Below are 26,174 nucleotides of genomic sequence, written 5' to 3'. Positions count from 1 at the left end.
CGCCGAGTCGGTGCTGCTTCGCCGTGGTGCTCTCGAGAGCGGTGACCACGTGTGCTTCCTCCCCCTGGATGCCCGGTGGATGTCCGGCGGATGACTGGTGGTGCGACCAACAGGATAAGTTCCCGCTCCCCAGCCTTGTTCCCGCACGCCGAGGGTGGGGCCATGGCAACCCTCACCCCGCATCCCTCCGACACCGCCGCCCCGGCCGCTCCCCCGGCCCTCACCGGCCGCACCCGGCTCATCCTCTTCGTGCTGTGCGCCGCCCAGTTCATGGTCGCGCTCGACTTCTCCGTACTGAACGTGGCCCTGCCCGTCCTCGGCGCCGACCTCGGCCTCGGCCGGTCCGCCCTCCAGTGGGCCGTCACCGCCTTCGCGCTGCCCTCCGGCGGCTTCCTGCTCCTCTTCGGACGCGTCGGCGACCTCTACGGACGCAAGAAGCTGTTCCTCGCCGGGCTCGCCCTCTTCGGCGCGGCCTCGCTGCTCGCCACCTTCGCCTGGAACCCGGCCGCCTTCCTCACCGCACGCGCCCTCCAGGGCGTCGCCGCCGCCGCGATCGTGCCCACCGGCATGTCCCTGCTGACCACCACGTTCCCCGAGGGACCGCTGCGCGACCGGGCCCTCGGCATCTCCGGCACGCTGCTCTCGCTCGGCTTCACCGTCGGCATGGTCCTCGGCGGCGTCATGACCGACGCCCTCGGCTGGCGCTCGACCATGGGCCTGCTCGCCCTCTTCAGCGTGATCGTGCTGCCGCTCGCCCCGGGCCTGCTCCCCGAGTCCCGCACCCCGGAGCGGCCCCGGCTCGACGTGCCCGGCGCGGTGACCGTCACCGGTGGCCTGCTCGCCCTGATCTACGCCCTGTCGACGGCGGCCGAGCGCGGCTTCGGCGGCACCGACGTGCTGGTCACCCTGGTGGCGGGCGTCCTGCTGCTCGCGGTGTTCGTGCGGGTCGAGTCCCGGCACGCGGCTCCGCTGGTCTCGCTGCCGATGCTGCGGCGCCCCACGGTCGCCTTCGGCAACCTGGGCGGTCTGATCACCTTCTCGATGATGTCGACGGTCGTCTTCGTCCTCACCCTGTACCTCCAGGAGACCCTGGACCTGTCGGCCTCCGCGACCGGCCTCGTCTTCGGTGTACAGGGTGCGGCGTCGGTCCTCGCGGGCATGTTCGCGCCGAAGGTGATCGGCCGGATCGGTGCCCGCCGCACGCTCGTCGGCTCGCTCGCCGGACAGGGCCTGCTCACGGTCGGGCTGCTCGGCGTGGGCACGGAGTCGGGCGCGGTCCTGGCGACCGTGCTGGTCTCGCTGGCCTCCATGTGCCACCTCGGCGCGATCATCTCGTACGGACTGACCGTCACCTCGGGTGTCCCCGACGGGGAGCAGGGCCTGGCGACCGGCCTCGTGACCACCACCCAGCAGGTCGGCCTCACCGTCGGCATCCCGCTGCTCGGGGTGCTCGCGACCACGGGCGGGGATCTGTTCGGCGGTGTCCGCACGGTCCTTGCCCTGGACGCGGCGATCGTGCTCGGCACGGCGCTCGTCGTCGGCCTCGGCCTGCGGCGACGCTCCTGAGCCCCGCGCCGGCGACCCCGGCCCCCACCGCGACGCTCCTGGATCAGGGCCTGTCGAGGCGGAGCCGTACGGCCTTCGGCAGACCCGCGACCACCAGGTCGTACGAGTCCTCGACGAGCTCCCGGACCATCCGGTCCGGGAGCTCCGCGACGGTCACCGTGTTCCAGTGCCGCTTGCTCATGTGATAGCCGGGCGCGATCGCCGGGTGCTCCTCGCGGAGGCGTACCGCCTCGTCCGGGTCGCACTTGAGGTTGACCCGCAGCGGCTCGGAATCGAGCGCCGACAGCGCGAACAGCTTCCCGGCGACCTTGAAGACGGAGGTCTCCGGGCCGAACGGGAACTCCTCCGACGCGTCGTTGAAGCCGAGGCAGAAGGCGCGCAGCTCGTCGGGGGTCATCCCGTCCTCTCCTCCGGTTCCAGCGGCTCCACGAGGACGGTGACGATCTTGTTCCGCCGGCCGGCCGGGGACTCGGCCGTCAGCCGCAGCGACCGCCCGTCCGGCAGCTTCACCACCGCCTTCGCGCCCGCGATCGGCACCCTGCCGAGCGCCTTCGCGAGCAGCCCGCCGACGGTCTCCACGTCCTCGTCGTCGAACTCGTCGGGGCCGAACCCGTACAGCTCGCCCAGGTCCCCGATGTCGAGGCGGGCGGTGACCCGGTGACGGTCCTCGCCGAGGTCCTGGACCGGCGGCAGCTCACGGTCGTACTCGTCGGTGATCTCGCCGACGATCTCCTCCAGGATGTCCTCGATGGTGACGATCCCGGCCGTGCCGCCGTACTCGTCGATGACGACGGCGACGTGGTTGCGCTCCTGCTGCATCTCGCGCAGCAGGTCGCCGGCGTTCTTGGTGTCGGGCACGAAGGTGGCGGACCGCATCGCCGTCGCCACCAGGTCACCCTCGGCGTCCCGGTTGATGTGCGTCCTGCGGACCAGGTCCTTCAGGTACACGACGCCGACGACGTCGTCCTCGTTCTCGCCGGTGACCGGGATCCGGGAGAAGCCGGAGCGCAGCGCGAGCGTGAGGGCCTGACGGATCGTCTTGAACCGCTCGATGGAGACCAGATCGGTACGGGGCACCATCACCTCCCGTACGAGCGTGTCGCCCAGCTCGAAGACGGAGTGCACCATCCGGCGCTCGTCGTCCTCGATCAGCGACTCCTGCTCGGCGAGGTCCACCATGGCCCGCAGCTCCGCCTCGGAGGCGAAGGGGCCCTTCCGGAAGCCCTTGCCGGGGGTCAGCGCGTTGCCGATGAGGATGAGCAGCTGCGGGATCGGCCCCATGATCCGGGCCAGCGGAAGCAGGACGTACGCGGCGGCCGTCGCGGTGTTCAGCGGGTGCTGGCGGCCGATCGTACGCGGGGAGACGCCGACGGCCACGTACGAGACGAGGACCATGACGGCGATGGCGATGAGCAGCGCCTCCCAGGTCTCAGGGAAGGCTTCGAGGCAGGCGTACGTGACGAGGACGCCGGCCGCCATCTCGCACGCGACGCGCACGAGCAGCGCCACGTTGAGATAGCGGGTCGGGTCGGAGGCGATCTGGGCCAGCTTCCCCGCCCCGCGCCGCCCGGACCGTACGGCCTCGGCGGCGCGGAAGCTGGTGACACGGGCCAGACCGGCCTCGGCGCAGGCGGCGAGCCAGGCCACGACGACCAGGGCCACGGCGCCGAGGATCAGCGACATGTCCACGGGGTCAGGAGACGGTCGGCGCGGGAGAAGGGCCGGTCAGGCCTTTCTCCTCGCGCCAGCCGTCGACGATCGCCGCCTGGAGGCCGAACATCTCGGCCTTCTCGTCGGGCTCCTCGTGGTCGTACCCGAGGAGGTGCAGCACGCCGTGGACGGTGAGGAGCTGGAGCTCCTCGTCCATGGAGTGCTCCGTCGGCGCGTCCTTGCCCTGCTGGGTGGCCACCTCGGGGCAGAGCACGATGTCACCGAGGAGCCCCTGCGGGGGCTCGTCGTCGTCCTTGACCGGCGGACGCAGCTCGTCCATCGGGAAGGACATGACGTCCGTCGGCCCCGGCAGGTCCATCCACTGGATGTGGAGCTGCTCCATCGCCTCCGCGTCCACGACGATCACCGAGAGCTCGGAGAGCGGGTGGATGCGCATGCGCGCGAGCGCGTAGCGGGCGATGTCGAGGATCGCCTGCTCGTCGACCTCGGTACCGGACTCGTTGTTGACGTCGATCGACATGGTGCTCTTGTACTTCTCTCGTCTAATGTCGCAGCCCGTTGCGGCTGTCGTACTGCTCGTACGCGTCGACGATACGGCCGACGAGCTTGTGCCGGACGACATCCTGCGACGTGAGCGTCGAGAAGTGGACGTCCTGGACCCCGTCCAGGATGTCGCGGACCTGTCGCAGACCGCTCTTCGTCCCGTTCGGCAGGTCGACCTGGGTGACGTCACCGGTGATGACGATCTTCGAGTCGAAGCCGAGGCGGGTGAGGAACATCTTCATCTGCTCGGGGTTCGTGTTCTGCGCCTCGTCGAGGATGATGAACGCGTCATTGAGCGTGCGACCACGCATGTACGCCAGTGGCGCGACCTCGATCGTGCCCGCGGCCATCAGCTTGGGGATCGAGTCCGGGTCGAGCATGTCGTGCAGGGCGTCGTAGAGCGGGCGCAGGTACGGGTCGATCTTCTCGTAGAGCGTGCCGGGCAGGAAGCCGAGGCGCTCGCCGGCCTCGACGGCCGGGCGGGTCAGGATGATCCGGGTGACCTGCTTGGACTGCAGGGCCTGGACCGCCTTGGCCATGGCGAGGTAGGTCTTGCCCGTACCGGCGGGGCCGATGCCGAAGACGATCGTGTGCTTGTCGATCGCGTCGACGTACCGCTTCTGGTTGAGCGTCTTGGGGCGGATCGTGCGGCCCCGGTTGGACAGGATGTTCTGCGTGAGGACCTCGGCGGGGGTCTCCTCGCCGCCCTCCGCCGATCCGTTCCCGCTCGCCCTGAGCATGGCGATCGAGCGTTCCACCGCGTCCTCCGTCATCGGCTGTCCGGTGCGGAGCACCAGCATCATCTCGTCGAACAGGCGCTGGATCAGAGCGACTTCCGCCGCGTCGCCGACCGCGCTGACCTGATTGCCCCGGACGTGGATGTCGGCCCGGGGGAACGACCGCTCGATCACGCGGAGCAGCGAGTCACCGGATCCGAGGATGGTCACCATCGGGTGCTTGGCGGGGACGGTGAAGTGGGCGCGGGCTTCGCCGGGCGCGCCGTTGGGGGATGTGGGTGTCTGAGTCATGGGCCGGCACTGTGGCCTGCACACACCTCCCGTTGCAGGGCTGTCGCCACTCGACGGCCTCTGGGCTACCAAGCCTACGACTCCGGTCCGACAAGGCCGTAGCGGTTTACGGGGCGACCGCGCGGAAGCCGATCGTGGGCACCGCGCGGCGCAGCGGCCAGGGGCGGGCGGGGGCCGGCAGGAGCCGCTCCAGGAAGGCGTAGCGGGCGCGCAGGGCCTCGGGGTCCTGCATGGCGTGGCCCTGCGCCCGCTGCCACCAGGCGGCGATCTCGTCCCAGGTGGGGGCGGAGAGGGAGCCGCCGAACTCCTGGACGGAGAGGGCGGCGGTGAGGCCGGCGAAGGCGAGGCGGTCGGCGAGGGGCCAGTCGGCGAGGGTGCCGGTGACGAAGCCGGCGACGAAGACGTCCCCCGCGCCGGTCGGGTCGAGGGCGGAGACCTGGATGGCGGGCACCTCGGCGGTCTCGCCGGTGCCGCCGTCGACGGCGTAGGCGCCTTCGGAACCGAGGGTGACGACGGCGTAACGGACCTTGTCGGCGAGGGCGCGGGCGGCGGCCCGGGGGCAGTCGGTGCGGGTGTAGCGCATCGCCTCCGTGGCGTTGGGCAGGAAGGCCTCGCAGTGTTCCAGGTCGGTGAGGCCGGCCAGGTCCCAGCGGCCGGTGTCGTCCCAGCCGACGTCCGCGAAGACCTTGGCGCCGTCGCGGGCGGCCCGGGCGACCCACTCCTCGCCGCGGCCGGGGACCAGGGAGGCGACGGCCGCGCGTGCGTGGGGCGGGTAGGCGGGCAGGGTGCCGGCGGCGTCGGCGTCGGCGTCGGCGTCGGCGTCGGGGGGAGCCTCGTGGCCGTGGGAGACCATCGTGCGCTCGCCCTCGTAGGCCATGGAGACGGTGACCGGGGAGTGCCAGCCGGGGACGGTGCGGGAGAGGGACAGGTCGATGCCCTCGCCCTGCTCCAGGGCGTCCCAGCAGTACTCGCCGTAGTGGTCGTCGCCGAAGGCGGCGGCGAGCGAGGTGCGCAGGCCGAGGCGGGCGAGGGCGGTGGCCATGTTGGCGACGCCGCCGGGGCTCGATCCCATGCCGCGGGCCCAGGACTCGGTGCCGCGGACGGGTGCGCTGTCGAGGCCGGTGAAGATGATGTCGAGGAAGACGGTGCCGGTCAGGAAGACGTCGCAGGCGGGGTCGGTGGGCTCGCGCAGACACACCAACGGGTCGACCCCGGCGTCGTGTTGCGGCTGGTCTCCCCTTGCTGTGGTCACGGCGGACTCCCCGGTCGTGGTGCGGCGGATCGGCACCGTGGTGCCGATCTGGACAGTGTGCCCGATGGGGGTGGGGAGACGGGGGTGACGCGACACGCCCATCGCGCGTTGCCCCGTCGCACCGACCCCAAACCGATCGTGACCCATATCACAGACCGAATCGGGGGATACCGCCTTCTCCGCCCACTCCGATGCTTGATACACATGGTGCCGCGACCCGTGGATCACCGGGCGCGCGTCTCATTTCCCTGTTCAGTTCCTGGAACGCCCATGTCGTCGCGCCCGCGCGTCCCGGGGGCTCTCGTCGCCCTCGTCGCCCTCTTCACGGCCGGTTACCTCGCCCCGTACCTGCTGCCGACCGTCGTCGGCCGGCTCTCCGCCGGCCTCGGCCTGACCCCCGCGCAGGCGGGCCTGGTCGGCTCCGTGCTGCTGCTCGGCTCCTCGTCCGCCGGCTTCACGCTCGCCGCGCGCGGGGAGCGGATCGGGCCGCGCTTGGCGGCCCGCGCGGGCCTGCTCGCGATGGCGGTCGGGTACGGCTCCGCCGCCGCGACCGGCGCCGTGCCCCTGGTGGTCGCGGGCTGCGTCCTGGGCGGCGTCGGCTCGGGTACGGCCACGGCGGTGGCCGCCGCCGGGATCGCCGGGCAGCGGGACCCGCACCGGGCCTCCACCCTCGGCCTGCTCACGGTCTCGGCCACCGCGGGCGCGCTGTACCTGACCCTTCCGCACCTGGCCGCCGGACACGCGCCGCCGCTGCTCGCGATCGCCTGCGCGGCGGCCCTGGTGTGGCCCCTGACGCGCCGCCTGCCGGGTGCCACGCGCGCGGTGCGGGAGGCCCCGACGGTCTCGGGTCCCCTCCCCCACCGCCGGGCCGGGCTCGTCCTCGCCGCCGGCATCCTGTGCTGGTCCCTCGCGCAGAACGCGCTGTGGGGCGTGAGCGGCCGCATCGGGCTCACCCAGGCCGGTCTCTCCGAGGTCACCGTCGGCGCGGTCTTCGCGGCGGCGCTGGGCGCGGGGCTCGCCGGGGTCACGGCTGCGGGGGCGCTCGGCTCGCGCCTGGGCCGGGCGGTGCCGATCGGCGCGGGCACGGTCCTCATCGCGGGCTGCGTCCTGCTCAGCTCGGCGGCCGGCGGCCTGGCCTCCTTCGCGACCGGCGAGATCCTGTGGAACGCCCTCTACCCGGTGGTCCTGTCGTACCTCCTGGGCCTGGCCGCCTCGCTCGACCCGCGCGGCCGCTGGGCCGTCCTGGTCGGCTCGGCGTCCTCCCTGGGCGTGGCCTGCGGCCCGGTGACCGGGAGCCTGCTGTCGGAGGGCGCCGGCTACACGGGCATGGGCGTCGTCCTGTGCGCCCTGCTCCTCGTGGTCGCGGTCCCGATGACGGCGGTGGCCCGCCACGCCTCGGGCCGCCCCCTGGTGCCGGGCTCGGTCCGCCGCCGCGGCGGCGCACCGGCGGCGGTCCTGGCGGGCACGGCGTCGGCGACCCCGGCGCTCGTCCCCCAGATGGGCGCGCCGGAACAGGAGGTCACCCCGATCACGGTCCCGAACGCGGCGGGCCGCCGCCGCCTCGCGAAATCAGCCTTCCGCCTGGCGAGGCCGAGCGACCGGGGGTAGGGGCGGGGCGGGTCCGGCACCGCCTCAGCCCTCGCCGCCGCGAGCGGGCCAGGGCCTGGGACCGGCGTCAGCCCGGTTCCGCCCGTCGCGAGCCGGGCACGGCCTGGGACCGGCGTCAGCCCGCTCGGCCGTCGCGAGCGGGCCAGGGCCTGGGCCTGGGTCCGGCGTCAGCCGCGCTCCGCCGTCGCGAGCGGGCCTGGGCCTGGGTCCGGCGTCAGCCGCGCTCCGCCGTCGCGAGCGCGTCGCGCCGCAGGGTCCGCAGCGCGGCGAGCTCGTCCTCGTACCCGGCGCCCAGCGTCTTCTCGGCGTCGGCCTGCGCCGCGGCGACGGCGGTGGCGAGGCCCGCCCCCGCCTGGCACCCGGCGTCCTTCCGCGACAGCTCCAGCTCGACACCGGCGACGGCGTGGACCGCGGCCGGGTCCTGGCCCGCCTTCCGGAGCCGCTCGTCCACAGTGGCCCGCCGGCTCGGGATAGTGGACTCCCGGCGACTCCCGGCGACTCCTTCAGGACCCGAACTCGTACGCCTCCACCTCGGCGAGGTACCGCGCCCTGCGCGGCTCGTCGTCCTCCAGGAAGGAGGCCGCGAAGGAGTTGCGGGCAAGCTCGCGGAGCTGCTCCGGCGTGAGCCCGAGCGCCTCCCGCACGCCGTCGAAGTTGTCGCCCGCGTAGCCGCCGAAGTACGCCGGGTCGTCGGAGTTCACCGTCACCAGCAGGCCCGCCTCCATCATCGTGCGGAGTGGGTGGTCGGCGAGGGTGTCGATGACGCGGAGCCGGACGTTCGACAGGGGGCAGAGCGTGAGCGGCACCCGCTCGCGGGCCAGCCGGGAGACGAGCTCCGGGTCCTCCATGCAGCGCAGACCGTGGTCGATCCGCTCCACCCCGAGGACGTCCAGGGCCTCGCGGACGTACGCGGCCGGGCCCTCCTCGCCCGCGTGGGCGACGCGCCGCAGCCCGAGCCGGGCGGCCTCCTCGTACACCGCGCGGAACTTCGCCGGCGGGTGGCCGACCTCCGCCGAGTCCAGGCCGACACCGGTGATCCGGTCCAGGTACGGCTTCGCGGCCTCCAGGGTCGCGAGGGCCGACTCCGCCGACTCGTCGCGCAGGAAGCACATGATGAGCCGGGTGGAGATCCCGTACCGCTCCTCGGAGCGTTCGAGGGAGGCGCCGAGGCCTTCGATGACGGTGCCGATCGGGACTCCTCGGGCGGTGTGCGCCTGCGGGTCGAAGAAGATCTCGGCGTGCCGGACGCCCTGGGCCGCGGCCCGCTCCAGATAGGCGTCGGTGAGTTCGGTGAAGTCCTCGGCGGTGCGCAGCACGGCCATCAGGCCGTAGTAGAGGTCGAGGAAGGACTGGAGGTCGTCGAAGCGGTACGCCCGGCGTAGGTCCTCGGTGTCCGCGTACGGCAGGGTGACGCCGTTCCGTGCGGCGAGCGCGAAGGCCAGCTCGGGTTCGAGGGTGCCTTCGATGTGGAGGTGCAGTTCGGCCTTGGGAAGGCCGGTGGGGAAGGGCATGTTCACGTTCGTTTCGGTACGGGGACCCTCATGAGGTCCTGGGCAATGCTCAGTTCGCCGTCGAACCCGGCCGCCCGCGCCTGCCGCTCGAACTCTGCCGGGTCGGAGTAGCGCTGCGAGAAGTGGGTGAGGACGAGGTGCCGTACGCCCGCGTCACGGGCGACCGACGCGGCCTGTCCGGCCGTCAGATGGCCGTGGTCGGTGGCGAGACGGACGTCCTCGTCGAGGAAGGTCGACTCGATGACGAGCATGTCGGCGCCCTCGGCGAGGGCGTGCACACCGTCGCAGAGCCGGGTGTCCATGACGAAGGCGAAGCGCTGCCCGCGCCGGATCTCGCTGACCTCGTCGAGGGTCACGCCGTCCAGGACGCCGTCACGCTGGATCCGGCCCACGTCGGGGCCCTTGATGCCGTGCGCGGCCAGCTTCCCGGGGAGTATGCGGCGCCCGTCGGGCTCGGTGAGCCGGTAGCCGTACGACTCGACGGGGTGGGAGAGCCGGTACGCGTCGAGAGTGTACGCCTCGGTGACGGCGAGCGGCCCGTCGGCGGCGACGGGCGACTCGGTCAGCTTCACGGTCTCGCGGTAGGCCGTCGCGTACCGCAGGCGCTCGAAGAACCGCTGCCCGCTCGCCGGGTAGTGCGCGGTGACCGGGTGCGGGACCTGGTCGAGGTTGATCCGCTGGATCACCCCGGCCAGGCCGAGCGAGTGGTCGCCGTGGAAGTGCGTCACGCAGATCCGGTGGAGGTCGTGCGCGGCGACCCCGGCCCGCAGCATCTGGCGCTGGGTGCCCTCACCGGGGTCGAAGAGGATGCCCTGCCCGTCCCAGCGGAGCAGATAGCCGTTGTGGTTGCGGTGCCGGGTCGGGACCTGGCTCGCGGTCCCGAGGACGACCAGTTCGCGTACGGACACGGGTTATCCGGGGGGCCAGTTGAGGCCGCGGTTGCCGAGCACGTGCGCGTGGGCGTGGAAGACGGTTTGGCCGGCGCCCGCGCCCGTGTTGAGCACGATGCGGTAGCCGCTGTCGGCGGTCTTCTCCTGCGCGGCGATCTCTCCGGCCTCTCGCAGCACGTCGGCGGCGACGGTCGGGGCGCCGACGGCGAGCGACGCGGCGTCCGGGTAGTGGAGGCGCGGGATCACGAGGACGTGGGTGGGCGCCTGCGGGTTGATGTCGCGGAACGCGACGGTCGTCTCCGTCTCGCGCACGATCGTCGCGGGCACCTCGCCCGCCACGATCTTGCAGAACAGGCAGTCGCTCTGCGGCTCTCCGGCCATGGCCCTGGGCCTCCTCGCCTCGTCGGTCACTCCACGCGCATGCTATCCGTCGCCTCCGACATCCCCGCGCCCCAGGCCGTCAGTCCTTGGGGGCGCGCCGGTTCAGGGCGGAGCGGCTCACCCAGTACGTGATGATCACGGCCCAGAACAGCGGGGTCCCGAGCCCGCCGACCACGCCCGCGTCGAACGACCACAGGGCCATCGTCACCAGCGAGTAGAGACCGAGCAGCCCCACGGCCGTGGCCATCGCGATCACCGGCCGGCAGGAGCGCGCCACGAGGAACATCGGCCGGCGCAGCCGGGGCGGCACCCGGCGGCTCATCCACAGCGCCCAGCCGCCCCAGGCGCCGAGGAGCACGGCCGCGCCGATCGCGAAGGGGACGAGGGCCTCGGCGCCGGTGGCTCCGGAGCGGACCGGGGCGGAGCCGAAGGTGGAGGCGATGAAGCCGACGAGGGCCACCCAGCGGGATCCCGCGACGGTGTTCCAGGCCATGGCCTCCAGGTTGTAGCGGGCCTTGCGGTCCTCCAGGTCGAGCGCGGCGGAGGCGACGAAGCCCTCGGCGGCCTGCGTCCAGGCCCCGCGCCGGAACCAGCGGCGGCGCAGCCGCAGCAGCGACAGGTTGTTGTGGGCCTCGCTGCTCTGGGGGTTGAGCCGCAGCGCCGTCTCGTACGCCCGCTGCGCGGTGGCGTGGTCACCCCGGCGCTGGGCGGTGAGGCCGACCAGGAAGTGGGCGCCGTCCTCCTCGGGGGCGAGGCTGACGGCGGCCCGCGCCGCCTCGTACGCCTCGACGGCACGCGCGGGCGTGGGCGCGTGCTCCCCGAACTGGGCGAGGGCGGTGCCGAGGGCGTAGTGGGTGCCCCAGAACTGCGGGCCGAGCCGGACGGAGTACCGGGCGGCGGTCTCGGCGTCCTGGAACCGCCGCAGGCTCAGCAGGATCTGTACGCGCATCAGCCAGGCCATGAGCAGCTCGGGTTCGGCGCTCAGGGCCCGGTCCACCGCGTCCAGGGCGGCCGGGTGGTCGCCGGCCCGGTCGTGGCAGCGGGCGAGCAGGACGAGCGCCTCCGCGTCCTCCGGTTCGGTCGCCAGATGCTGGGCGACGAGCTCGCCTGCCTGCGCGTACCGCCCGGCGTCGTACAGGGCGTCGGCCCGCAGGAGAGCGGTCGGGGTGGCCGGCGTCGGCGGCGTGGGTGGCGCGGTCACAGCTTGCGCTTCCGCTTGAGGTGGGCGAGGAGGTCGTCGTACAGGCCGCCCTCGTTGGCGAACATGGCGACGTTCCTGGCGGCGGCGAACCACGGCTCCGTGGACGGCTTGATCTGCTTGGCCGCGCCGAGCAGGTCCTTGGTGGAGATCAGGCGTACGGAGCCGCTGCGGGCGGAGTCGAGGAGCGCGGCCTCGGCGGCCGTCTCGCAGACATGGGCGAGGTCGGCGCCCGAGAAGTCCTCGGTGGCCTTGACCAGCTTGCCGAGGTCGACGGCCTCGATGGGGCGCTCGCGCAGGTGGTAGCGGAGGATCGCGTCGCGGGCGGTGGCGTCCGGCGGCAGCACGAGGAGGGTGCGGTCGAGGCGGCCGGGGCGGCGGAGCGCGATGTCCACGTCCCAGGGCACGTTGGTGGCGGCGAGCACGAAGACACCCTCGTTGCCGGCGCCGCTCGCGATGCCGTCGAGCTCGGTGAGCAGCTGGTTGACGACGTTGCGCAGGCCGCTGTGGGCCGTGCGGGAGCGCTTGGCCCCGAGGGCGTCCAGCTCGTCGAGGAAGACGACGCAGGGGGCCTGGCGGCGGGCGGTCTCGAAGATGTCGTGGATGTTCTTCTCGGAGGCGCCGATCCACATGTCGAGGACGTCGGAGAGCGAGACGGTGAGGAAGTTGGCGCCGAGTTCGCCCGCGACGGCCCGCGCGATGAAGGTCTTGCCGCAGCCGGGCGGCCCGTAGAGGAGCAGTCCGCCGCGGAGCGACTTGCCGTAGAGGCGGCGCAGTTCGGGGTTGCGCATGGGCGCGAGGAACGCGGCTTCGAGCCGGTCCTTGACCTCTTCCATGCCGCCGACGTCGGCGAGGCGTACGGCACCGGGGGCGTCGACGTCCCAGGCGGCGGCGTCCCCGGCGACACCGTCGCCCTCGGCGGCCAGCGGGGCCTCCAGGAAACGGGGCCCGACGAGGTCCTGGACCTGCTGCTCGGCGGCGTCCCAGTCGAAGGAGGGCCGGTCGACGGGCTCCTCGGAGGCCCCGGCGTCCGGCTCGTCGGAGGTGCCGGCAACCGGCTTGTCGGCAGGCTTCTCGACGGGCTTGTAGACGGGCTTCTCGATGGGCTTGGCGACGGGCGGGTCGACCGGCTTCTCGATGGGCTCGTCGACGGGCCCGGCTACGGGCTGCTCTACGGGCTCGGCGACGGGCGGCACGCCCATCGCCCGCATCATCAGGGCACGCGCCTCCGCGTCCCCCGGCGCGTGCTGGAGCGCGACCGCCGCTTCCGTGACGGCCTCGTCGTTCCGGCCCTCGGCGAGGAGGAGTTCGGCGAAGTGAAGACGCAGGGGTACGTCACCGGGGGCGGCTGCCACGGCGGCGCGCAGACTGCGGATCAGGGGGGACTCGTCGGCCATGCGGTCAGCCTAAGGACCGCCCGGCGGCGGCCGTCCACCGGGTTCCGCCGTACACAACCCGGACGAGACACCGCGCCCTAGCTCCAGCGCCCCGTCCGCCCCAGGACGAGCGCCGTCGCCGCCGTGCCGGCCGTGGATGTGCGCAGCACGCTGCGGCCCAGCCGGTACGGCTTCGCGCCGGCCTCCTCGAACGCCGCGAGCTCCTGCGGCGAGACCCCGCCCTCGGGGCCGACGATCAGCACGATCGAGCCCTTCTCGGGGAGTTCGGCGGTGGCGAGCGCGCCGCTCGGATGGTCGCGGTCCTCGTGCAGGACGGCCGCGAAGTCGGCGCCCGCGAGGAGCGCGGCGACCTGCTTGGTCGACATCAGGTCGGCGACCTCGGGGAACCGGGTGCGGCGCGACTGCTTGCCGGCCTCGCGCGCGGTGGACCGCCACTTGGCGAGCGCCTTGAGGCCCCGGTCGCCCTTCCACTGGGTGATGCAGCGGGAGGCGGCCCAGGGCACGACGGCGTCCACCCCGGTCTCCGTCATGGTCTCGACGGCGAGTTCACCCCGGTCGCCCTTGGGGAGGGCCTGGACCACGGTGATCCGGGGCTGCTCCTCGGGGTCCTCGTGGTCGGTGGACACCTGGACGGTCAGCCGGTCCTTGCCCTCGGCCGTGAGCACCACGCAGTCGGCCCAGCGGCCCCGGCCGTCGGTGAGGACGACGTCCTCCCCGCCCTGGAGCCGCTTCACGGAGACGGCGTGCCGCCCCTCGGACCCTTCGAGGACGAAGGTGCCGGTACCGGGCACGGTGTCGACGACGAAGACGGGTGCGGTCATGAGGCGCTCCTGTGGGCGGACCCGGAGAGGTCGGAGAGGGCGGTGTCGAGTTCGGCGGCCAGCACCTCGACCAGCTGCCCGGCGGGGAGTTCGCGGGCGAGCCGGTGGCCCTGGCCGGCCCACAGGGCCATGCCCTGGGCGTCGCCCGCGGTGGCGGCGGCCTTGCGGATCGGGGCGGTGAGGTGGTGGATCTCCGGGTAGGCGGAGGGGGCGTACGGCCCGTGTTCGCGCATGAAGCGGTTGACGAGGCCGCGGGCCGGGCGCCCGGTGAAGGCCCGGGTGAAGGCGGTGCGGGTGAACAGCGGGTCGGTCAGGGCCCGCTTGTGCAGCGGGTGGGCGCCGGACTCGGGGCAGCAGAGGAAGGCGGTGCCGAGCTGGGCGGCGTCGGCTCCCGCGGCGAGGACGGCGGCGATCTGGGCGCCGCGCATGATCCCGCCGGTGGCGACGATCGGCAGGGCGACGCTCTCGCGGATCCGGGTGAGGAGGGCGAGCAGGCCGGTGCCCTGGGCGCCCTCGTCGGCCGGGTCGTCGCGGTACGTGCCCTGGTGCCCGCCGGCCTCGGCGCCCTGGACGCAGACGGCGTCGGCGCCGGCCCGCTGGGCGGCGTGGGCCTCGTCGGCGGAGGTGACGGTGACGATCGTGAACGTACCGGCGCGGGCGAAGGCGGCGAGCGTCTCGGGCGCGGGGCAGCCGAAGGTGAAGGAGACGACGCGGACCGGGTCCTCCAGGAGGATGGCCAGTTTGGCGTCGTAGCCGTCGTCGCGGCAGTCGTCGGCCTCGCCGAGCGGGGTGTCGTACCAGGTGGCCTCGCCGGCGAGCTGGTGACGGTAGACCTCGACGGCGGCGGGGTCGGCGGACGGTCCGCTCCGGGGCAGGAAGAGGTTGACGCCGAAGGGGCGTGCGGTGAGCCCGCGTACCTGCTTGATCTCCTGGTACAGCCCTCCGGCCGTCTTGTACCCGCCGGCCAGGAAGCCGAGCGCCCCGGCCTCGCAGACGGCTCCGACCAGCTCGGGACAGGAGGCGCCACCCGCCATGGGGGCCTGCACGATCGGATGCCGAGAGAGATCGTTCAGTGCGGTGGTGGACATATGGGCATCGTGCCATGCCCCTGCTGCCGCGCCGAATTCGTACGTCAGGTACGGAAGATTCGTACGTCAGGTACGGAAAGGGCGGGACGGCTCGACGCCGCCCCGCCCCCTACTCTCCGTTTCCGGGTCGGATCAGGTCCGCCCGTTGAACGCATCCTTCAAGCGCGAGAACAGACCCTGCTGCCCCGGCTGGAACTGGCCGGTGGGCCGTTCCTCGCCGCGCAGCTTGGCCAGTTCGCGCAGGAGCCGTTCCTGCTCGGCGTCGAGCTTGCCGGGGGTCTGCACCTCGACGTGCACGATCAGGTCGCCCCGGCCGTTGCCGCGCAGGTGGGTGATGCCACGGCCGTGCAGCGGGATCGACTGGCCGGACTGGGTGCCCGGACGGACATCGATCTCCTCGAGTCCGTCGAGGGTCTGCAGCTGCACCTTGGTACCGAGCGCGGCCGCCGTCATCGGGAGGGTGACCGTGCAGTGCAGGTCGTCGCCGCGCCGTTGGAAGGTGTCGTGCGGGGTCTCGTGGATCTCGACGTACAGATCGCCGGCGGGGCCGCCGCCGGGGCCGACCTCGCCCTCGCCCGCGAGCTGGATCCGGGTGCCGTTGTCGACACCGGCCGGGATCTTGACCGTCAGCGTCCGGCGCGAGCGCACGCGCCCGTCGCCGGCGCACTCCGGGCACGGCGTCGGGACGACCGTGCCGAAGCCCTGACACTGCGGGCAGGGGCGGGAGGTCATGACCTGGCCGAGGAACGACCGGGTGACCTGGGAGACCTCGCCACGGCCGCGGCACATGTCACAGGTCTGCGCGGAGGTGCCGGGCGCGGCACCCTCGCCCGAGCAGGTCGTACAGACGACCGCCGTGTCGACCTGGATGTCCTTGGTCGTGCCGAAGGCCGCCTCGTTGAGGTCGATCTCCAGCCGGATCATGGCGTCCTGGCCACGGCGGGTCCGCGAGCGCGGGCCGCGCTGCGAGGCCGTGCCGAAGAAGGCGTCCATGATGTCGGAGAAGTTGCCGAAGCCACCGGCCCCGAATCCGCCCGCGCCGCCTCCGCCGGAGGCCGAGAGCGGGTCGCCGCCCAGGTCGTAGACCTGCTTCTTCTGCGGGTCCGAGAGGACCTCGTAGGCGGCGTTGATCTCCTTGAAGCGTTCCTGCGTCTTCGGATCGGGATTGACGTCCGGGTGCAGCTCGCGGGCGAGCCTCCGGAATGCCTTCTTGATCTCGTCCTGGGAAGCGTCGCGGCGCACGCCGAGTACGGCGTAGTAGTCCGTGGCCACTTACGACTCCGCCAGGATCTGTCCGACGTAACGTGCCACTGCGCGTACCGCTCCCATCGTTCCGGGGTAGTCCATGCGGGTCGGTCCGACCACGCCGAGTTTGGCGACTGCCTCGCCGCCCGAACCGTAGCCGACCGAGACGACGGACGTGGAGCTCAGCCCCTCGTGGGCGTTCTCGTGCCCGATGCGTACGGTCATGCCCGATTCCTTGGCCTCGCCGAGCAGCTTGAGGAGGACGACCTGCTCCTCCAGGGCTTCAAGGACAGGCCTGATCATCAGGGGGAAGTCGGGGCCGAAGCGGGTGAGATTGGCGGTGCCGCCGATCATCAGCCGCTCCTCGTGCTCCTCGACCAGGGATTCGAGGAGGGTCGCGAGCACGGTGGTGACCGTGGCGCGGTCCTCGGTCTCCTCGAAGGACTCGGGGAGGTCCTGCACCAGCTGCGGCACGTCGGCGAACCGCCGGCCGACGACCCGGCTGTTGAGCCGGGCCCGCAGATCGGCGAGGGAGGTCTCGCCGAAGGGCGCGGGGCAGTCGATGACCCGCTGCTCGACGCGGCCGGTGTCGGTGATGAGCACCAGCATCAGGCGGGCGGGAGCCAGCGCGAGCAGCTCCACGTGCCGGACGGTCGAACGGGTCAGCGAGGGGTACTGGACGACGGCGACCTGGCGGGTCAGCTGCGCGAGCAGCCGCACCGTGCGGCCGACGACGTCGTCCAGGTCCACCGCGCCGTCGAGGAAGTTGTGGATGGCCCGGCGCTCGGGCGTCGACAGCGGCTTGACGCCGGCGAGCCGGTCGACGAAGAGCCGGTAGCCCTTGTCGGTCGGGATGCGGCCGGCGCTGGTGTGAGGCTGGGCGATGAAGCCCTCCTCCTCGAGCACGGCCATGTCGTTGCGCACGGTGGCGGGCGAGACGCCGAGCTTGTGGCGCTCGGTGAGCGCCTTGGAGCCGACGGGCTCCTCCGTCCCGACGTAGTCCTGGACGATGGCGCGCAGGACCTCGAGTCTGCGTTCGCTGAGCATCGTGCGCACCTCCAGCTGTCGACGTCGTTCCGGTTGCTCCGCTTTTGGCACTCACCCTGCCCGAGTGCCAGCGATCCCCCGGCCAGTGTACGGCGGCCGACGACGCTCCTGGCAAGGAGGCGGCGCCCCCACCGGCTAGCGTCGCTGTATGGACGTGGATTGGGAAGCGTACGGATGGGAGCGGCTCGCGGACGGGGTGGGCCGGCGACGGCTGCCCGGCTGGGACGCCACGGTCGGACTGGTACTGGGCGAACGGGCGGTGCTGCTGTACGACACGGGCTCCTCGCTCGCGGAGGGCGCCGAGCTGCGGACTCAGATCGCGGGGCTGACGGGCGGCCGGAGAGTGACGCACATCGCACTGAGCCACCCTCATTTCGACCATGTGCTGGGCACGGCGGCCTTCGCGGGCGCGGAGGTCTTCGGCGCGGTCGGCTCGGACGCGCTGCTCGGCGGGGCGCGGGCTCGGGAGGAGCTGCGCGGGGACGCGGTACGGCACGGGCTCGACGCGGCAGCGGCCGCGGAGGCCGCGGACGTCCTGGTGGCGCCGCGGCACGTGGTCTCCGGCGAGTGGACGCTCGATCTGGGCGGCCGGCAGGTCCTCCTGGCGAACGTCGGCCCCGGCCACACGGGCCACGACCTGGTGCTCCTGGTGCCGGGCGGTCCTGAGGTGGTCTTCTGCGGCGACCTGGTCGAGGAGTCGGGCGAGCCGCAGGCGGGCCCGGACGCGATCCCCTCCCGCTGGCCGGACGCCCTGGACCGGCTGCTGCGGCTCGGCGGCGAGGACGCGGTGTACGTACCGGGGCACGGGGCGGTGGTGGACGCCACGTTCGTACGACTCCAACGGGAGGAACTGGCAACGCGCTTCTCCGTCGCATAACGTCGCCCGAATGCGCAGCTACGACCCCGATCTCACGCCCGCCTGGAAGCGCTCGGCACCCGTCCCGGAGGTCCCGGCCGACCGTGATCTGGTCGTCGAGGAGGTCACGACGGGTTTCTGCGGGGCGGTGATCCGCTGCGAGGCGGGCACGGTGACCCTGGAGGACCGCTTCGGCAAGCACCGGGTGTTCCCGCTGGACCCGCGCGGCTTCCTCCTGGAGGGCCGGGTGGTGACCCTGGTCCGCCCGTCCGCGGCCCCCGCCCGCCCGACCCGCACGGCGTCGGGCTCGGTGGCGGTCCCGGGCGCACGCGCGCGGGTGGCGCGAGCGGGCCGGATCTACGTGGAGGGCCGCCACGACGCCGAGCTCGTGGAGCGGGTCTGGGGCGACGACCTGCGGATCGAGGGGGTCGTCGTGGAGTATCTGGAGGGTGTCGACGACCTGCCGGCGATCGTGGCGGAGTTCGCCCCGGCGCCGGACGCGCGTCTGGGGGTCCTGGTGGACCACCTGGTCCCGGGCTCGAAGGAGTCGAGGATCGCCGCCCAGGTGACCTCGCCCGACGTGCTGGTCGTGGGCCACCCGTACATCGACGTCTGGGAAGCGGTGAAGCCGTCGTCCCTGGGCATCCCGGCCTGGCCACGGGTCCCGAGGGGCCAGGACTGGAAGACGGGCGTGTGCCACGCCCTGGGCTGGCCGGAGAACACGGGGGCGGCCTGGCAGCACATCCTGTCGAGAGTCACGACCTACAAGGACCTGGAACCGCAACTCCTGGGCCGAGTAGAAGAACTGATCGACTTCGTAACAGCCCCGTAGGCCCCGCGGTGGGCATCGCCCCACCTTGCACCCACCCACCCCGTTGCGGGCAACCGCCCCACCTTGCACCCACCCACCCCGTTGCGGGCAACCGCCCCGCCTTTGCCCCCACCCACCCCGTTGTGAGCAACCGCCCCGCGCCCACCCACCCCGTTGTGGGCAATCGTTCCGCTGGGGCGGAACGGGTGGGCACAACGGAACGGCGCCCTGAGCGGCGCCTCGCCCCCCGCGCCCGAACCTCAGTCCACCAGATCCCGCACCACCGCATCGGCGAGCAACCGCCCCCGCAGCGTCAGCACGGCCCGCCCGCGAGCGTACGGCTCAGCCTCCAGCAGCTCGTCCGCCAGCGCCCGCTCAGCCGCAGCAAGCCCAGCCGGCCGCAGCAGCGACAACTCGACACCCTCCCGAAGCCGCAACTCCAGCAGCACCCGCTCCACCCGCCGATCCTCGTCCGACAACAGCTCCCGCCCCGCCCCCGGCGACCGCCCCCCGGCAAGCGCCGCCGCATACGCACCGGGATGCTTCACGTTCCACCACCGCACGCCCCCCACATGGCTGTGCGCCCCGGGACCGGCCCCCCACCAGTCCGCCCCGCGCCAGTACAGCTCGTTGTGGAGGCAGCGCCCGGCCTCCGAGGTGGCCCAGTTGGACACCTCGTACCAGTCGAACCCGGCCTCGGCGAGCACGGAGTCCGCGATCAGGTACCGGTCGGCGTGCACGTCGTCGTCGGTCATCGGCACCTCGCCGCGCCGGATCCGGCGGGCGAGCTGCGTCCCCTCCTCGACGATCAGGGCGTACGCGCTGACGTGGTCCGGCCCGGCGCCGATCACCGCGTCGAGCGAGGCCCGCCAGTCGTCGTCGGACTCCCCGGGCGTCCCGTAGATCAGGTCCAGGTTCACGTGCTCGAACCCGGCGGCCCGCGCCTCGGCGACGCACGCCTCGGGGCGCCCGGGCGTGTGCGTGCGGTCGAGGATCTTGAGGACGTGCTGCTTGGCGCTCTGCATGCCGAAGGAGATCCGGTTGAAGCCCCCGGCCCGCAGCTCCTCCAGGTACGCCGGGTTCACGGACTCCGGATTCGCCTCGGTCGTCACCTCGGCGTCGTCCGCGAGCCCGAACTCGTCGCGTACGGCCGCCAGCATCCGTACGAGATCACCGGCGGCGAGCAGCGTCGGCGTACCCCCGCCGACGAAGACGGTCCGCACGGGCCGGGGGTCGTCCCCGAGCACCTTCCGGGCGAGCCGGATCTCCTCGGCGACCTGCTCGGCGTAGTTGTCCCGGGAGGCGAGCACGCCCCCGGTCCCCCGCAGCTCACTGGCCGTGTAGGTGTTGAAGTCGCAGTAGCCGCAGCGCGTGGCGCAGTACGGCACGTGCAGATAGAACCCGAGGGGCCGCTCGGCCGCCCCTTCCAGGGCGTGCGCGGGCAGCGCCCCGGTCTCGGGCACGGATTCACCATCGGGCAGTACGGAAGGCATGAGCCCCATTGTCCCGTACTGCCCGAGGTACGCGTCCGGCCTGTGGACAACCTCTCCACAGGGTCGGGGGTCAGGACTCCCGCGACCCCGAGTACATCTCCTCGATGAGGTGCTTGTACTCGCGCTCCACCACCGGTCGCTTCAGCTTCAGCGACGGCGTCAGCTCGCCGTGCTCGATGTCGAGGTCCCGGGGCAGCAGCCGGAACTTCTTGATCGTCTGCCAGCGCTGGAGGCCTTCGTTGAGGCGGTCGACGTAGCCCTGGATCATCGCCACGGTCTGCGGGGCGGCGACGACCTCGGCGTACGACTTGCCCGCGAGGTCGTGCTCGGCGGCCCAGCCGATGAGGGCGGGCTCGTCGAGGGCGATCAGGGCGGTGCAGAAGTTCCGGTCGGCGCCGTGGACCAGGATGTTGGAGACGAACGGGCAGACGGCCTTGAACTGGCCCTCGACCTCGGCCGGCGCGATGTACTTGCCGCCGGACGTCTTGATCAGGTCCTTCTTGCGGTCGGTGATCCGGAGGTAGCCGTCGGCGGACAGCTCGCCGATGTCACCGGTGTGGAACCAGCCGTCGGACTCCAGGACCTCGACCGTCTTCTCGGGCAGGCCGTGGTAGCCCTCCATGATGCCGGGGCCGCGCAGCAGGATCTCGCCGTCGTCGGCGATCCGGACCTCGGTGCCGGGGAGCGGCTTGCCGACGGTGCCGGTGCGGTAGGCCTCGCCCGGGTTGACGAAGGAGGCGGCGGAGGTCTCCGTGAGGCCGTAGCCCTCCAGGATGTGGATGCCGGCGCCGGCGAAGAAGTAGCCGATCTCGGGGGCGAGCGCGGCGGAGCCCGAGACGCAGGCGCGCAGGTTGCCGCCGAAGGCTTCGCGGATCTTGCTGTAGACGAGCGCGTCGGCGACCTTGTGCTTGGCGGTGAGGCCGAAGGGCACGGAGGCGGTGCCCGTGCGACGGAAGTTGTCCTGGCTGGCCTTGGCGTACTCGCGGGCGACGCCGGCCGCCCACTGGAAGATCTTGTACTTGGCTCCGCCGGCGGCGCGGGCCTTGGCGGCGACGCCGTTGTAGACCTTCTCGAAGATGCGGGGCACTGCGGCCATGTAGGTCGGCTGGACCACCGGCAGGTTCTCGATGATCTTGTCGACGCGGCCGTCGAGGGCGGTGACGTGTCCGACCTCGATCTGGCCGGAGGTGAGGACCTTGCCGAAGACGTGCGCGAGGGGCAGCCACAGGTACTGGACGTCGTCCTGGGTGACGAGGCCGGTGGCGGCGATGGCCTTGGCCATGTACGACCAGTTGTCGTGCGGGAGGCGGACGCCCTTGGGGCGGCCCGTGGTGCCGGAGGTGTAGATGAGGGTCGCGAGCTGGGTGGGGGTGATCGCCGCGACCCGCTCCTTGACGGCCTCGGGGTGCTTCTCCAGGTAGGCCCGGCCGCGCGCCTCGAGCTCGGCGAGGGAGAGGACCCACTCGCCGTCGCTCTCCACTCCCGTGGCGTCGATGACGACCACGTGGTGGAGGTTCGGCAGGTCGGCGCGGCGCTCCACGGCCTTGGCGAGCTGGGCCGCGTCCTCGGCGATGAGGACCTTCGACTCGGAGTCGGAGAGGATGAACGCCGACTCCTCGGCGTTGGTCTGCGGGTAGACCGTGGTGGTCGCGGCGCCGGCGCACATCACGCCGAGGTCGGCGAGGACCCACTCGACGCGGGTGGAGGAGGCGAGGGCGACCCGCTCCTCGGACTGCACGCCGAGGTCGACGAGGCCGGCGGCGATCGCGTAGACGCGCTCGGCGGCCTGGCCCCAGCTGAGCGACTTCCAGTCGTCCGGGCCGGCGCCGGAGGCGGCGGGGACCGGGTAGCGGTAGGCCTCCGCGTCCGGGGTCCGCTCGACGCGGTCAAGGAAGAGGGTCGCCACGGAGGGCGGCCGGTTCTCGATCTGGGTCTGTGTGTCGCTCACGACGTCCTCCGGGCGGCGGCGGTGCCTGCTGGTGGTTCGTAACTAACTGGCGAGTAACCTTCGAGCCGGGATCAGAGTAAAGCGCCGAGGTCCGGCGCGTAAGGGGCTACAGGGCGTCGCTTCACGTCGCTTCAATAACGAACGGGCCCACGCGCGCGTGACGCGTGGACCCGTTTCATTGCACAGGGCAGCTACTCCGGCCCGCCTGCTTCTTCCCTACTTCTTCTTGCCGGAGGACTCGTCGCTCGACAGGACGGCGATGAAGGCCTCCTGCGGCACCTCCACCGAACCGACCATCTTCATGCGCTTCTTGCCTTCCTTCTGCTTCTCCAGCAGCTTCCGCTTACGGGAGATGTCACCGCCGTAGCACTTGGCGAGGACGTCCTTGCGGATGGCGCGGATGGTCTCGCGGGCGATGACCCGGGAGCCGATCGCGGCCTGGATCGGCACCTCGAAGGCCTGCCGCGGGATGAGCTCGCGCAGCTTCGCGACGAGCCGCACACCGTAGGCGTACGCGGCGTCCTTGTGGGTGACGGCGGAGAACGCGTCGACCTTGTCGCCGTGCAGCAGGATGTCGACCTTGACCAGGCTGGAGGCCTGCTCGCCGGTGGGCTCGTAGTCCAGGGAGGCGTAACCGCGCGTCTTGGACTTGAGCTGGTCGAAGAAGTCGAAGACGATCTCCGCGAGGGGCAGGGTGTAGCGGATCTCGACCCGGTCCTCGGAGAGGTAGTCCATGCCGATCAGCGTGCCGCGGCGGGTCTGGCACAGCTCCATGATCGCGCCGATGAACTCGCTGGGGGCGAGGATCGTGGCGCGTACGACGGGCTCGTACACGTCGTCGATCTTGCCCTCGGGGAACTCGCTCGGGTTGGTGACGGTGTGCTCGCTGCCGTCCTCCATGACCACGCGGTAGACCACGTTGGGCGCGGTGGCGATGAGATCGAGCCCGAACTCGCGCTCGAGCCGCTCGCGGATCACGTCAAGGTGGAGAAGCCCCAGGAATCCGACGCGGAAGCCGAAGCCGAGCGCGGCGGAGGTCTCCGGCTCGTAGACGAGGGCGGCGTCGTTGAGCTGGAGCTTGTCGAGGGCCTCGCGGAGGTCCGGGTACTCCGAGCCGTCCAGCGGGTAGAGGCCCGAGAACACCATCGGCTTCGGGTCCTTGTAGCCGCCGAGCGCCTCGGTGGCGCCCTTGTGCAGGGAGGTGATCGTGTCACCGACCTTGGACTGGCGGACGTCCTTCACACCGGTGATGAGGTAGCCGACCTCGCCGACGCCGAGACCGTCCGACGGCGTCATCTCCGGGGACGAGACGCCGATCTCCAGGAGCTCGTGGGTCGCGCCGGTCGACATCATCTTGATGCGCTCGCGCTTGTTGAGCTGGCCGTCGATGACTCGTACGTACGTCACCACACCCCGGTACGAGTCGTACACGGAGTCGAAGATCATCGCGCGGGCGGGGGCGTCGGCGACACCGACCGGCGCCGGAACGTCCCGGACGACGCGGTCGAGCAGCGCCTCGACGCCCATGCCGGTCTTCGCGGAGACCTTGAGGACGTCCTCGGGCTGGCAGCCGATGAGGTTGGCGAGCTCCTCGGAGAACTTCTCCGGCTGGGCGGCGGGCAGGTCGATCTTGTTCAGTACGGGAACGATGGTGAGGTCGTTCTCCATCGCCAGGTACAGGTTGGCCAGCGTCTGCGCCTCGATGCCCTGCGCCGCGTCGACCAGCAGGATCGTGCCCTCGCAGGCGGCGAGCGACCGGGACACCTCATAGGTGAAGTCGACGTGCCCGGGGGTGTCGATCATGTTCAGGATGTGCGTGTCGCCCTGACCCGGCCCCTCGGTCGGCGCCCACGGCAGCCGGACCGCCTGGGACTTGATCGTGATGCCCCGCTCCCGCTCGATGTCCATGCGGTCGAGGTACTGGGCGCGCATCTGCCGCTGGTCGACCACACCGGTCAGCTGGAGCATCCGGTCGGCGAGCGTGGACTTGCCGTGGTCGATGTGCGCGATGATGCAGAAGTTGCGGATCAGAGCCGGGGCGGTACGGCTCGGCTCGGGCACGTGGGGAGGAGTCGCGGGCACGCAGGGTCTCGTCTCGGGGCGATGTCGGATCGATACGTAGGCTCCATGGTCCCATGCCCGTCGCCCTGCGCCCGGTTTGGGCGGGCACGAGAGTGGCTGATAGTGTGGACAGCTGTGTCTCGTGCGCCCTCTCAGCCTGCGAGACGCATCCAGAAGGAACATCGAACCTGTAAAGGCTCTTTTCGTGGCGAACATCAAGTCCCAGATCAAGCGGAACAAGACGAACGAGAAGGCGCGCCTGCGTAACAAGGCCGTCAAGTCCTCGCTCAAGACCGCGATCCGCAAGGCCCGCGAGGCCGTCGCCGCGGGTGACGTCGAGAAGGCCACCGTGGCTTCTCGCGACGCCTCCCGCGCGCTCGACAAGGCTGTCTCGAAGGGTGTCATCCACAAGAACGCCGCCGCCAACAAGAAGTCGGCGCTGGCCATCAAGGTTGCCGCTCTCCAGGGCTGAGCTCTGATGTAACCGGCCGTACGGGACCCAGCGGGCCCTCTCTCCCGCTCCCGCCCGGCCACCCAGGACTCGCACGCGGACGCGTTCGCCACGCGGGTGCGAGCCCACCCAGCTTGTACGACGAAGGCCCCGTAGCTCCTTCCCCAGGAGCTACGGGGCCTTCGCCATACCCCCCGAAAAAGCACCGGCGCGGAATCACACCGCCCCCGCACGCCGCACCCGCACCGCACGCGCAACCGGCACCGGACCGGCACCAGCCGCCGCGCCCCGCGCCCGCCGCCCCGGCAATCCGCCCCCTACCGCCGCAACCGCGCCGCCCGCGCCACCGCGACCACCGCCTTCTCCAGGGCGTACTCCGGGTCGTCCCCGCCGCCCTTCACCCCCGCGTCCGCCTCCGCGATCGCGCGCAGCGCCAGCGCCACGCCGTCCGGGGTCCAGCCCCGCATCTGCTGCCGCACCCGGTCGATCTTCCAGGGCGGCATGCCCAGCTCCCGCGCCAGGTCGGCGGGCCGGCCGCCCCGCGCCGACGACAGCTTGCCGATCGCCCGTACGCCCTGCGCGAGCGCGCTGGTGACGAGTACCGGCGCGACCCCGGTCGAGAGCGACCAGCGCAGCGCCTCCAGGGCCTCCGCCGCCCGCCCCTCGACCGCGCGGTCCGCGATGTTGAAGGACGAGGCCTCGGCGCGGCCCGTGTAGTACCGCCCGACGACCGCCTCGTCGATCGTCCCGTCGACGTCGGACGTGAGCTGCGCGACCGCGGACGCGAGCTCCCGCAGATCGCTGCCGATCGAGTCGACGAGCGCCTGACAGGCCTCCGGCGTGGCCGCGCGGCCGAGGGCGCGGAACTCCTGCCGTACGAACGTCAGCCGCTCCGCCGGCTTCGTGGTCTTCGGACAGGCCACCTCCCGCGCCCCCGCCTTGCGCGCGGCGTCGAGCAGCCCCTTGCCCTTGGCGCCGCCCGCGTGGAGCAGGACGAGCGAGATGTCCTCGATCGGGTCGTCGAGGTAGGCCTTGACGTCCTTGATCGTGTCGGCGGAGAGGTCCTGGGCGTTCCGCACGACCAGCACCTTGCGCTCGGCGAAGAGCGAGGGGCTGGTGAGCTCCGCCAGCGAGCCGGGCTGGAGCTGGTCGGACGTGAGGTCGCGCACGTCCGTGTCGGCGTCGGCGGCGCGGGCGGCCGCCACCACCTCCTGGACGACGCGGTCGAGGAGCAGGTCCTCCTGCCCCACGGCGAGCGTCACGGGGCCGAGGAGGTCGTCGGGGGAAGTCTTTCTGGTGGCCATCGCG

24 protein-coding genes are annotated in these 26,174 nt (G+C 72.2%); 5 read left to right on the top strand and 19 right to left on the bottom strand.

Going from position 1 to position 26,174, the window contains the following annotated elements:
- The first annotated feature begins 162 nt into the window (after nt 1-162).
- Nucleotides 163-1,566 carry an MFS transporter gene (locus ACIRB7_RS07145; protein ID WP_403593498.1) on the top strand — a complete coding sequence of 468 codons (1,404 nt, stop codon included), beginning with the start codon at nt 163-165 and terminating at the stop codon, nt 1,564-1,566.
- Nucleotides 1,567-1,609: 43 nt separating this feature from the next.
- On the opposite strand, the gene ACIRB7_RS07140 is transcribed toward ACIRB7_RS07145, so the two are convergent.
- The 5 genes from ACIRB7_RS07140 to ACIRB7_RS07120 all read right to left on the bottom strand — a co-directional run bounded on the left by ACIRB7_RS07140 (nt 1,610) and on the right by ACIRB7_RS07120 (nt 6,060).
- Nucleotides 1,610-1,963, bottom strand: a complete 354-nt coding sequence (locus tag ACIRB7_RS07140; protein ID WP_403593495.1) for an MmcQ/YjbR family DNA-binding protein — start codon at nt 1,961-1,963, stop codon at nt 1,610-1,612.
- On the bottom strand, nt 1,960-3,249 hold the full coding sequence (locus ACIRB7_RS07135) for a hemolysin family protein (protein WP_403594392.1): 1,290 nt from the start codon (nt 3,247-3,249) through the stop codon (nt 1,960-1,962). The genes ACIRB7_RS07140 and ACIRB7_RS07135 overlap by 4 nt, the downstream gene beginning before the upstream one ends.
- Nucleotides 3,250-3,259: 10 nt before the next feature.
- Nucleotides 3,260-3,757, bottom strand: a complete 498-nt coding sequence (ybeY, locus tag ACIRB7_RS07130) for an rRNA maturation RNase YbeY (protein WP_351210070.1) — start codon at nt 3,755-3,757, stop codon at nt 3,260-3,262.
- Nucleotides 3,758-3,779: 22 nt separating this feature from the next.
- A complete protein-coding gene (locus tag ACIRB7_RS07125; RefSeq protein WP_403593492.1) occupies nt 3,780-4,808 on the bottom strand; it encodes a PhoH family protein in 1,029 nt (342 codons plus the stop codon).
- A 106-nt stretch (nt 4,809-4,914) separates the two neighbouring features.
- Complete coding sequence (locus ACIRB7_RS07120) at nt 4,915-6,060, bottom strand: carbohydrate kinase family protein (RefSeq protein WP_403593489.1); 1,146 nt, start codon at nt 6,058-6,060, stop codon at nt 4,915-4,917.
- A 270-nt stretch (nt 6,061-6,330) separates the two neighbouring features.
- On the opposite strand from ACIRB7_RS07120, the gene ACIRB7_RS07115 reads away from it, so the two are divergent.
- The gene (locus ACIRB7_RS07115) at nt 6,331-7,668 is read left to right on the top strand and encodes an MFS transporter (RefSeq protein ID WP_403593487.1); all 1,338 of its coding nucleotides are present in this window, start codon (nt 6,331-6,333) and stop codon (nt 7,666-7,668) included.
- Nucleotides 7,669-7,882: 214 nt separating this feature from the next.
- On the opposite strand, the gene ACIRB7_RS07110 is transcribed toward ACIRB7_RS07115, so the two are convergent.
- From ACIRB7_RS07110 to hrcA, 10 genes are all read right to left on the bottom strand, one after another.
- Nucleotides 7,883-8,119, bottom strand: coding sequence for a hypothetical protein (locus tag ACIRB7_RS07110; RefSeq protein WP_403593484.1), 237 nt, complete (start codon nt 8,117-8,119; stop codon nt 7,883-7,885).
- A 52-nt stretch (nt 8,120-8,171) separates the two neighbouring features.
- Nucleotides 8,172-9,179, bottom strand: coding sequence for an adenosine deaminase (locus tag ACIRB7_RS07105; protein ID WP_403594389.1), 1,008 nt, complete (start codon nt 9,177-9,179; stop codon nt 8,172-8,174).
- Nucleotides 9,180-9,181: 2 nt separating this feature from the next.
- On the bottom strand, nt 9,182-10,087 hold the full coding sequence (locus ACIRB7_RS07100; protein ID WP_403593481.1) for a ribonuclease Z: 906 nt from the start codon (nt 10,085-10,087) through the stop codon (nt 9,182-9,184).
- Nucleotides 10,088-10,090: 3 nt separating this feature from the next.
- Nucleotides 10,091-10,450: a histidine triad nucleotide-binding protein gene (locus ACIRB7_RS07095; RefSeq protein ID WP_403593478.1), complete on the bottom strand. Its 360-nt coding sequence runs from the start codon at nt 10,448-10,450 to the stop codon at nt 10,091-10,093.
- A gap of 79 nt (nt 10,451-10,529) precedes the next feature.
- On the bottom strand, nt 10,530-11,651 hold the full coding sequence (locus tag ACIRB7_RS07090) for a tetratricopeptide repeat protein (RefSeq protein WP_403593475.1): 1,122 nt from the start codon (nt 11,649-11,651) through the stop codon (nt 10,530-10,532).
- Nucleotides 11,648-13,045, bottom strand: a complete 1,398-nt coding sequence (locus tag ACIRB7_RS07085) for a tetratricopeptide repeat protein (RefSeq protein ID WP_403593472.1) — start codon at nt 13,043-13,045, stop codon at nt 11,648-11,650. The genes ACIRB7_RS07090 and ACIRB7_RS07085 overlap by 4 nt, the downstream gene beginning before the upstream one ends.
- A gap of 77 nt (nt 13,046-13,122) precedes the next feature.
- Nucleotides 13,123-13,866, bottom strand: coding sequence for a 16S rRNA (uracil(1498)-N(3))-methyltransferase (locus ACIRB7_RS07080; RefSeq protein WP_403593470.1), 744 nt, complete (start codon nt 13,864-13,866; stop codon nt 13,123-13,125).
- Nucleotides 13,863-14,954 carry a nitronate monooxygenase gene (locus tag ACIRB7_RS07075; protein ID WP_403593467.1) on the bottom strand — a complete coding sequence of 364 codons (1,092 nt, stop codon included), beginning with the start codon at nt 14,952-14,954 and terminating at the stop codon, nt 13,863-13,865. The genes ACIRB7_RS07080 and ACIRB7_RS07075 overlap by 4 nt, the downstream gene beginning before the upstream one ends.
- Before the next feature lie 132 nt (nt 14,955-15,086).
- Nucleotides 15,087-16,226: a molecular chaperone DnaJ gene (dnaJ, locus tag ACIRB7_RS07070; protein WP_351210050.1), complete on the bottom strand. Its 1,140-nt coding sequence runs from the start codon at nt 16,224-16,226 to the stop codon at nt 15,087-15,089.
- Nucleotides 16,227-17,246, bottom strand: a complete 1,020-nt coding sequence (hrcA, locus tag ACIRB7_RS07065) for a heat-inducible transcriptional repressor HrcA (RefSeq protein ID WP_351210048.1) — start codon at nt 17,244-17,246, stop codon at nt 16,227-16,229.
- 148 nt (nt 17,247-17,394) lie between these two features.
- On the opposite strand from hrcA, the gene ACIRB7_RS07060 reads away from it, so the two are divergent.
- Nucleotides 17,395-18,123: an MBL fold metallo-hydrolase gene (locus tag ACIRB7_RS07060; RefSeq protein ID WP_403593464.1), complete on the top strand. Its 729-nt coding sequence runs from the start codon at nt 17,395-17,397 to the stop codon at nt 18,121-18,123.
- Between the two features lie 10 nt (nt 18,124-18,133).
- Entirely contained in the window at nt 18,134-18,934 is an 801-nt protein-coding gene (locus tag ACIRB7_RS07055; RefSeq protein WP_403593461.1) for a DUF3097 domain-containing protein, read from the top strand.
- Between the two features lie 239 nt (nt 18,935-19,173).
- Here ACIRB7_RS07055 and hemW read toward each other — a convergent pair whose 3' ends face one another.
- From hemW to lepA, 3 genes are all read right to left on the bottom strand, one after another.
- Complete coding sequence (gene hemW, locus ACIRB7_RS07050) at nt 19,174-20,415, bottom strand: radical SAM family heme chaperone HemW (RefSeq protein ID WP_403593458.1); 1,242 nt, start codon at nt 20,413-20,415, stop codon at nt 19,174-19,176.
- A 61-nt stretch (nt 20,416-20,476) separates the two neighbouring features.
- On the bottom strand, nt 20,477-22,354 hold the full coding sequence (locus ACIRB7_RS07045) for an AMP-dependent synthetase/ligase (RefSeq protein WP_403593455.1): 1,878 nt from the start codon (nt 22,352-22,354) through the stop codon (nt 20,477-20,479).
- A gap of 216 nt (nt 22,355-22,570) precedes the next feature.
- On the bottom strand, nt 22,571-24,436 hold the full coding sequence (gene lepA, locus ACIRB7_RS07040; RefSeq protein ID WP_351210038.1) for a translation elongation factor 4: 1,866 nt from the start codon (nt 24,434-24,436) through the stop codon (nt 22,571-22,573).
- A gap of 184 nt (nt 24,437-24,620) precedes the next feature.
- On the opposite strand from lepA, the gene rpsT reads away from it, so the two are divergent.
- Nucleotides 24,621-24,887 (top strand): 30S ribosomal protein S20, encoded by a 267-nt coding sequence (gene rpsT, locus ACIRB7_RS07035; RefSeq protein WP_403593451.1) that lies wholly within the window; start codon nt 24,621-24,623, stop codon nt 24,885-24,887.
- 296 nt (nt 24,888-25,183) lie between these two features.
- Here the strand turns inward: rpsT and holA are convergent, their stop codons facing one another.
- Complete coding sequence (gene holA, locus ACIRB7_RS07030; RefSeq protein ID WP_403594387.1) at nt 25,184-26,170, bottom strand: DNA polymerase III subunit delta; 987 nt, start codon at nt 26,168-26,170, stop codon at nt 25,184-25,186.
- Nucleotides 26,171-26,174 lie beyond the last annotated feature (4 nt).

Origin of the sequence: Streptomyces sp. NPDC093795, from assembly GCF_044764665.1 — a bacterium.
Taxonomy (GTDB): Bacteria; Actinomycetota; Actinomycetes; order Streptomycetales; family Streptomycetaceae; genus Streptomyces.
This window is presented reverse-complemented; position numbering and strand designations above follow the sequence as displayed.

Excerpts from the sequence above, each read along its gene's own strand:
- ACIRB7_RS07145 (WP_403593498.1), top strand. The coding sequence starts at position 163 with ATGGCAACCCTCACCCCGCATCCCTCCGACACCGCCGCCCCGGCCGCT.
- ACIRB7_RS07140 (WP_403593495.1), bottom strand. The coding sequence starts at position 1,963 with ATGACCCCCGACGAGCTGCGCGCCTTCTGCCTCGGCTTCAACGACGCG.
- ACIRB7_RS07135 (WP_403594392.1), bottom strand. The coding sequence starts at position 3,249 with ATGTCGCTGATCCTCGGCGCCGTGGCCCTGGTCGTCGTGGCCTGGCTC.
- ybeY (WP_351210070.1), bottom strand. The coding sequence starts at position 3,757 with ATGTCGATCGACGTCAACAACGAGTCCGGTACCGAGGTCGACGAGCAG.
- ACIRB7_RS07125 (WP_403593492.1), bottom strand. The coding sequence starts at position 4,808 with ATGACTCAGACACCCACATCCCCCAACGGCGCGCCCGGCGAAGCCCGC.
- ACIRB7_RS07115 (WP_403593487.1), top strand. The coding sequence starts at position 6,331 with ATGTCGTCGCGCCCGCGCGTCCCGGGGGCTCTCGTCGCCCTCGTCGCC.
- ACIRB7_RS07105 (WP_403594389.1), bottom strand. The coding sequence starts at position 9,179 with ATGCCCTTCCCCACCGGCCTTCCCAAGGCCGAACTGCACCTCCACATC.
- ACIRB7_RS07095 (WP_403593478.1), bottom strand. The coding sequence starts at position 10,450 with ATGGCCGGAGAGCCGCAGAGCGACTGCCTGTTCTGCAAGATCGTGGCG.
- ACIRB7_RS07085 (WP_403593472.1), bottom strand. The coding sequence starts at position 13,045 with ATGGCCGACGAGTCCCCCCTGATCCGCAGTCTGCGCGCCGCCGTGGCA.
- ACIRB7_RS07080 (WP_403593470.1), bottom strand. The coding sequence starts at position 13,866 with ATGACCGCACCCGTCTTCGTCGTCGACACCGTGCCCGGTACCGGCACC.
- ACIRB7_RS07075 (WP_403593467.1), bottom strand. The coding sequence starts at position 14,954 with ATGTCCACCACCGCACTGAACGATCTCTCTCGGCATCCGATCGTGCAG.
- hrcA (WP_351210048.1), bottom strand. The coding sequence starts at position 17,246 with ATGCTCAGCGAACGCAGACTCGAGGTCCTGCGCGCCATCGTCCAGGAC.
- ACIRB7_RS07060 (WP_403593464.1), top strand. The coding sequence starts at position 17,395 with ATGGACGTGGATTGGGAAGCGTACGGATGGGAGCGGCTCGCGGACGGG.
- ACIRB7_RS07055 (WP_403593461.1), top strand. The coding sequence starts at position 18,134 with ATGCGCAGCTACGACCCCGATCTCACGCCCGCCTGGAAGCGCTCGGCA.
- hemW (WP_403593458.1), bottom strand. The coding sequence starts at position 20,415 with ATGGGGCTCATGCCTTCCGTACTGCCCGATGGTGAATCCGTGCCCGAG.
- holA (WP_403594387.1), bottom strand. The coding sequence starts at position 26,170 with ATGGCCACCAGAAAGACTTCCCCCGACGACCTCCTCGGCCCCGTGACG.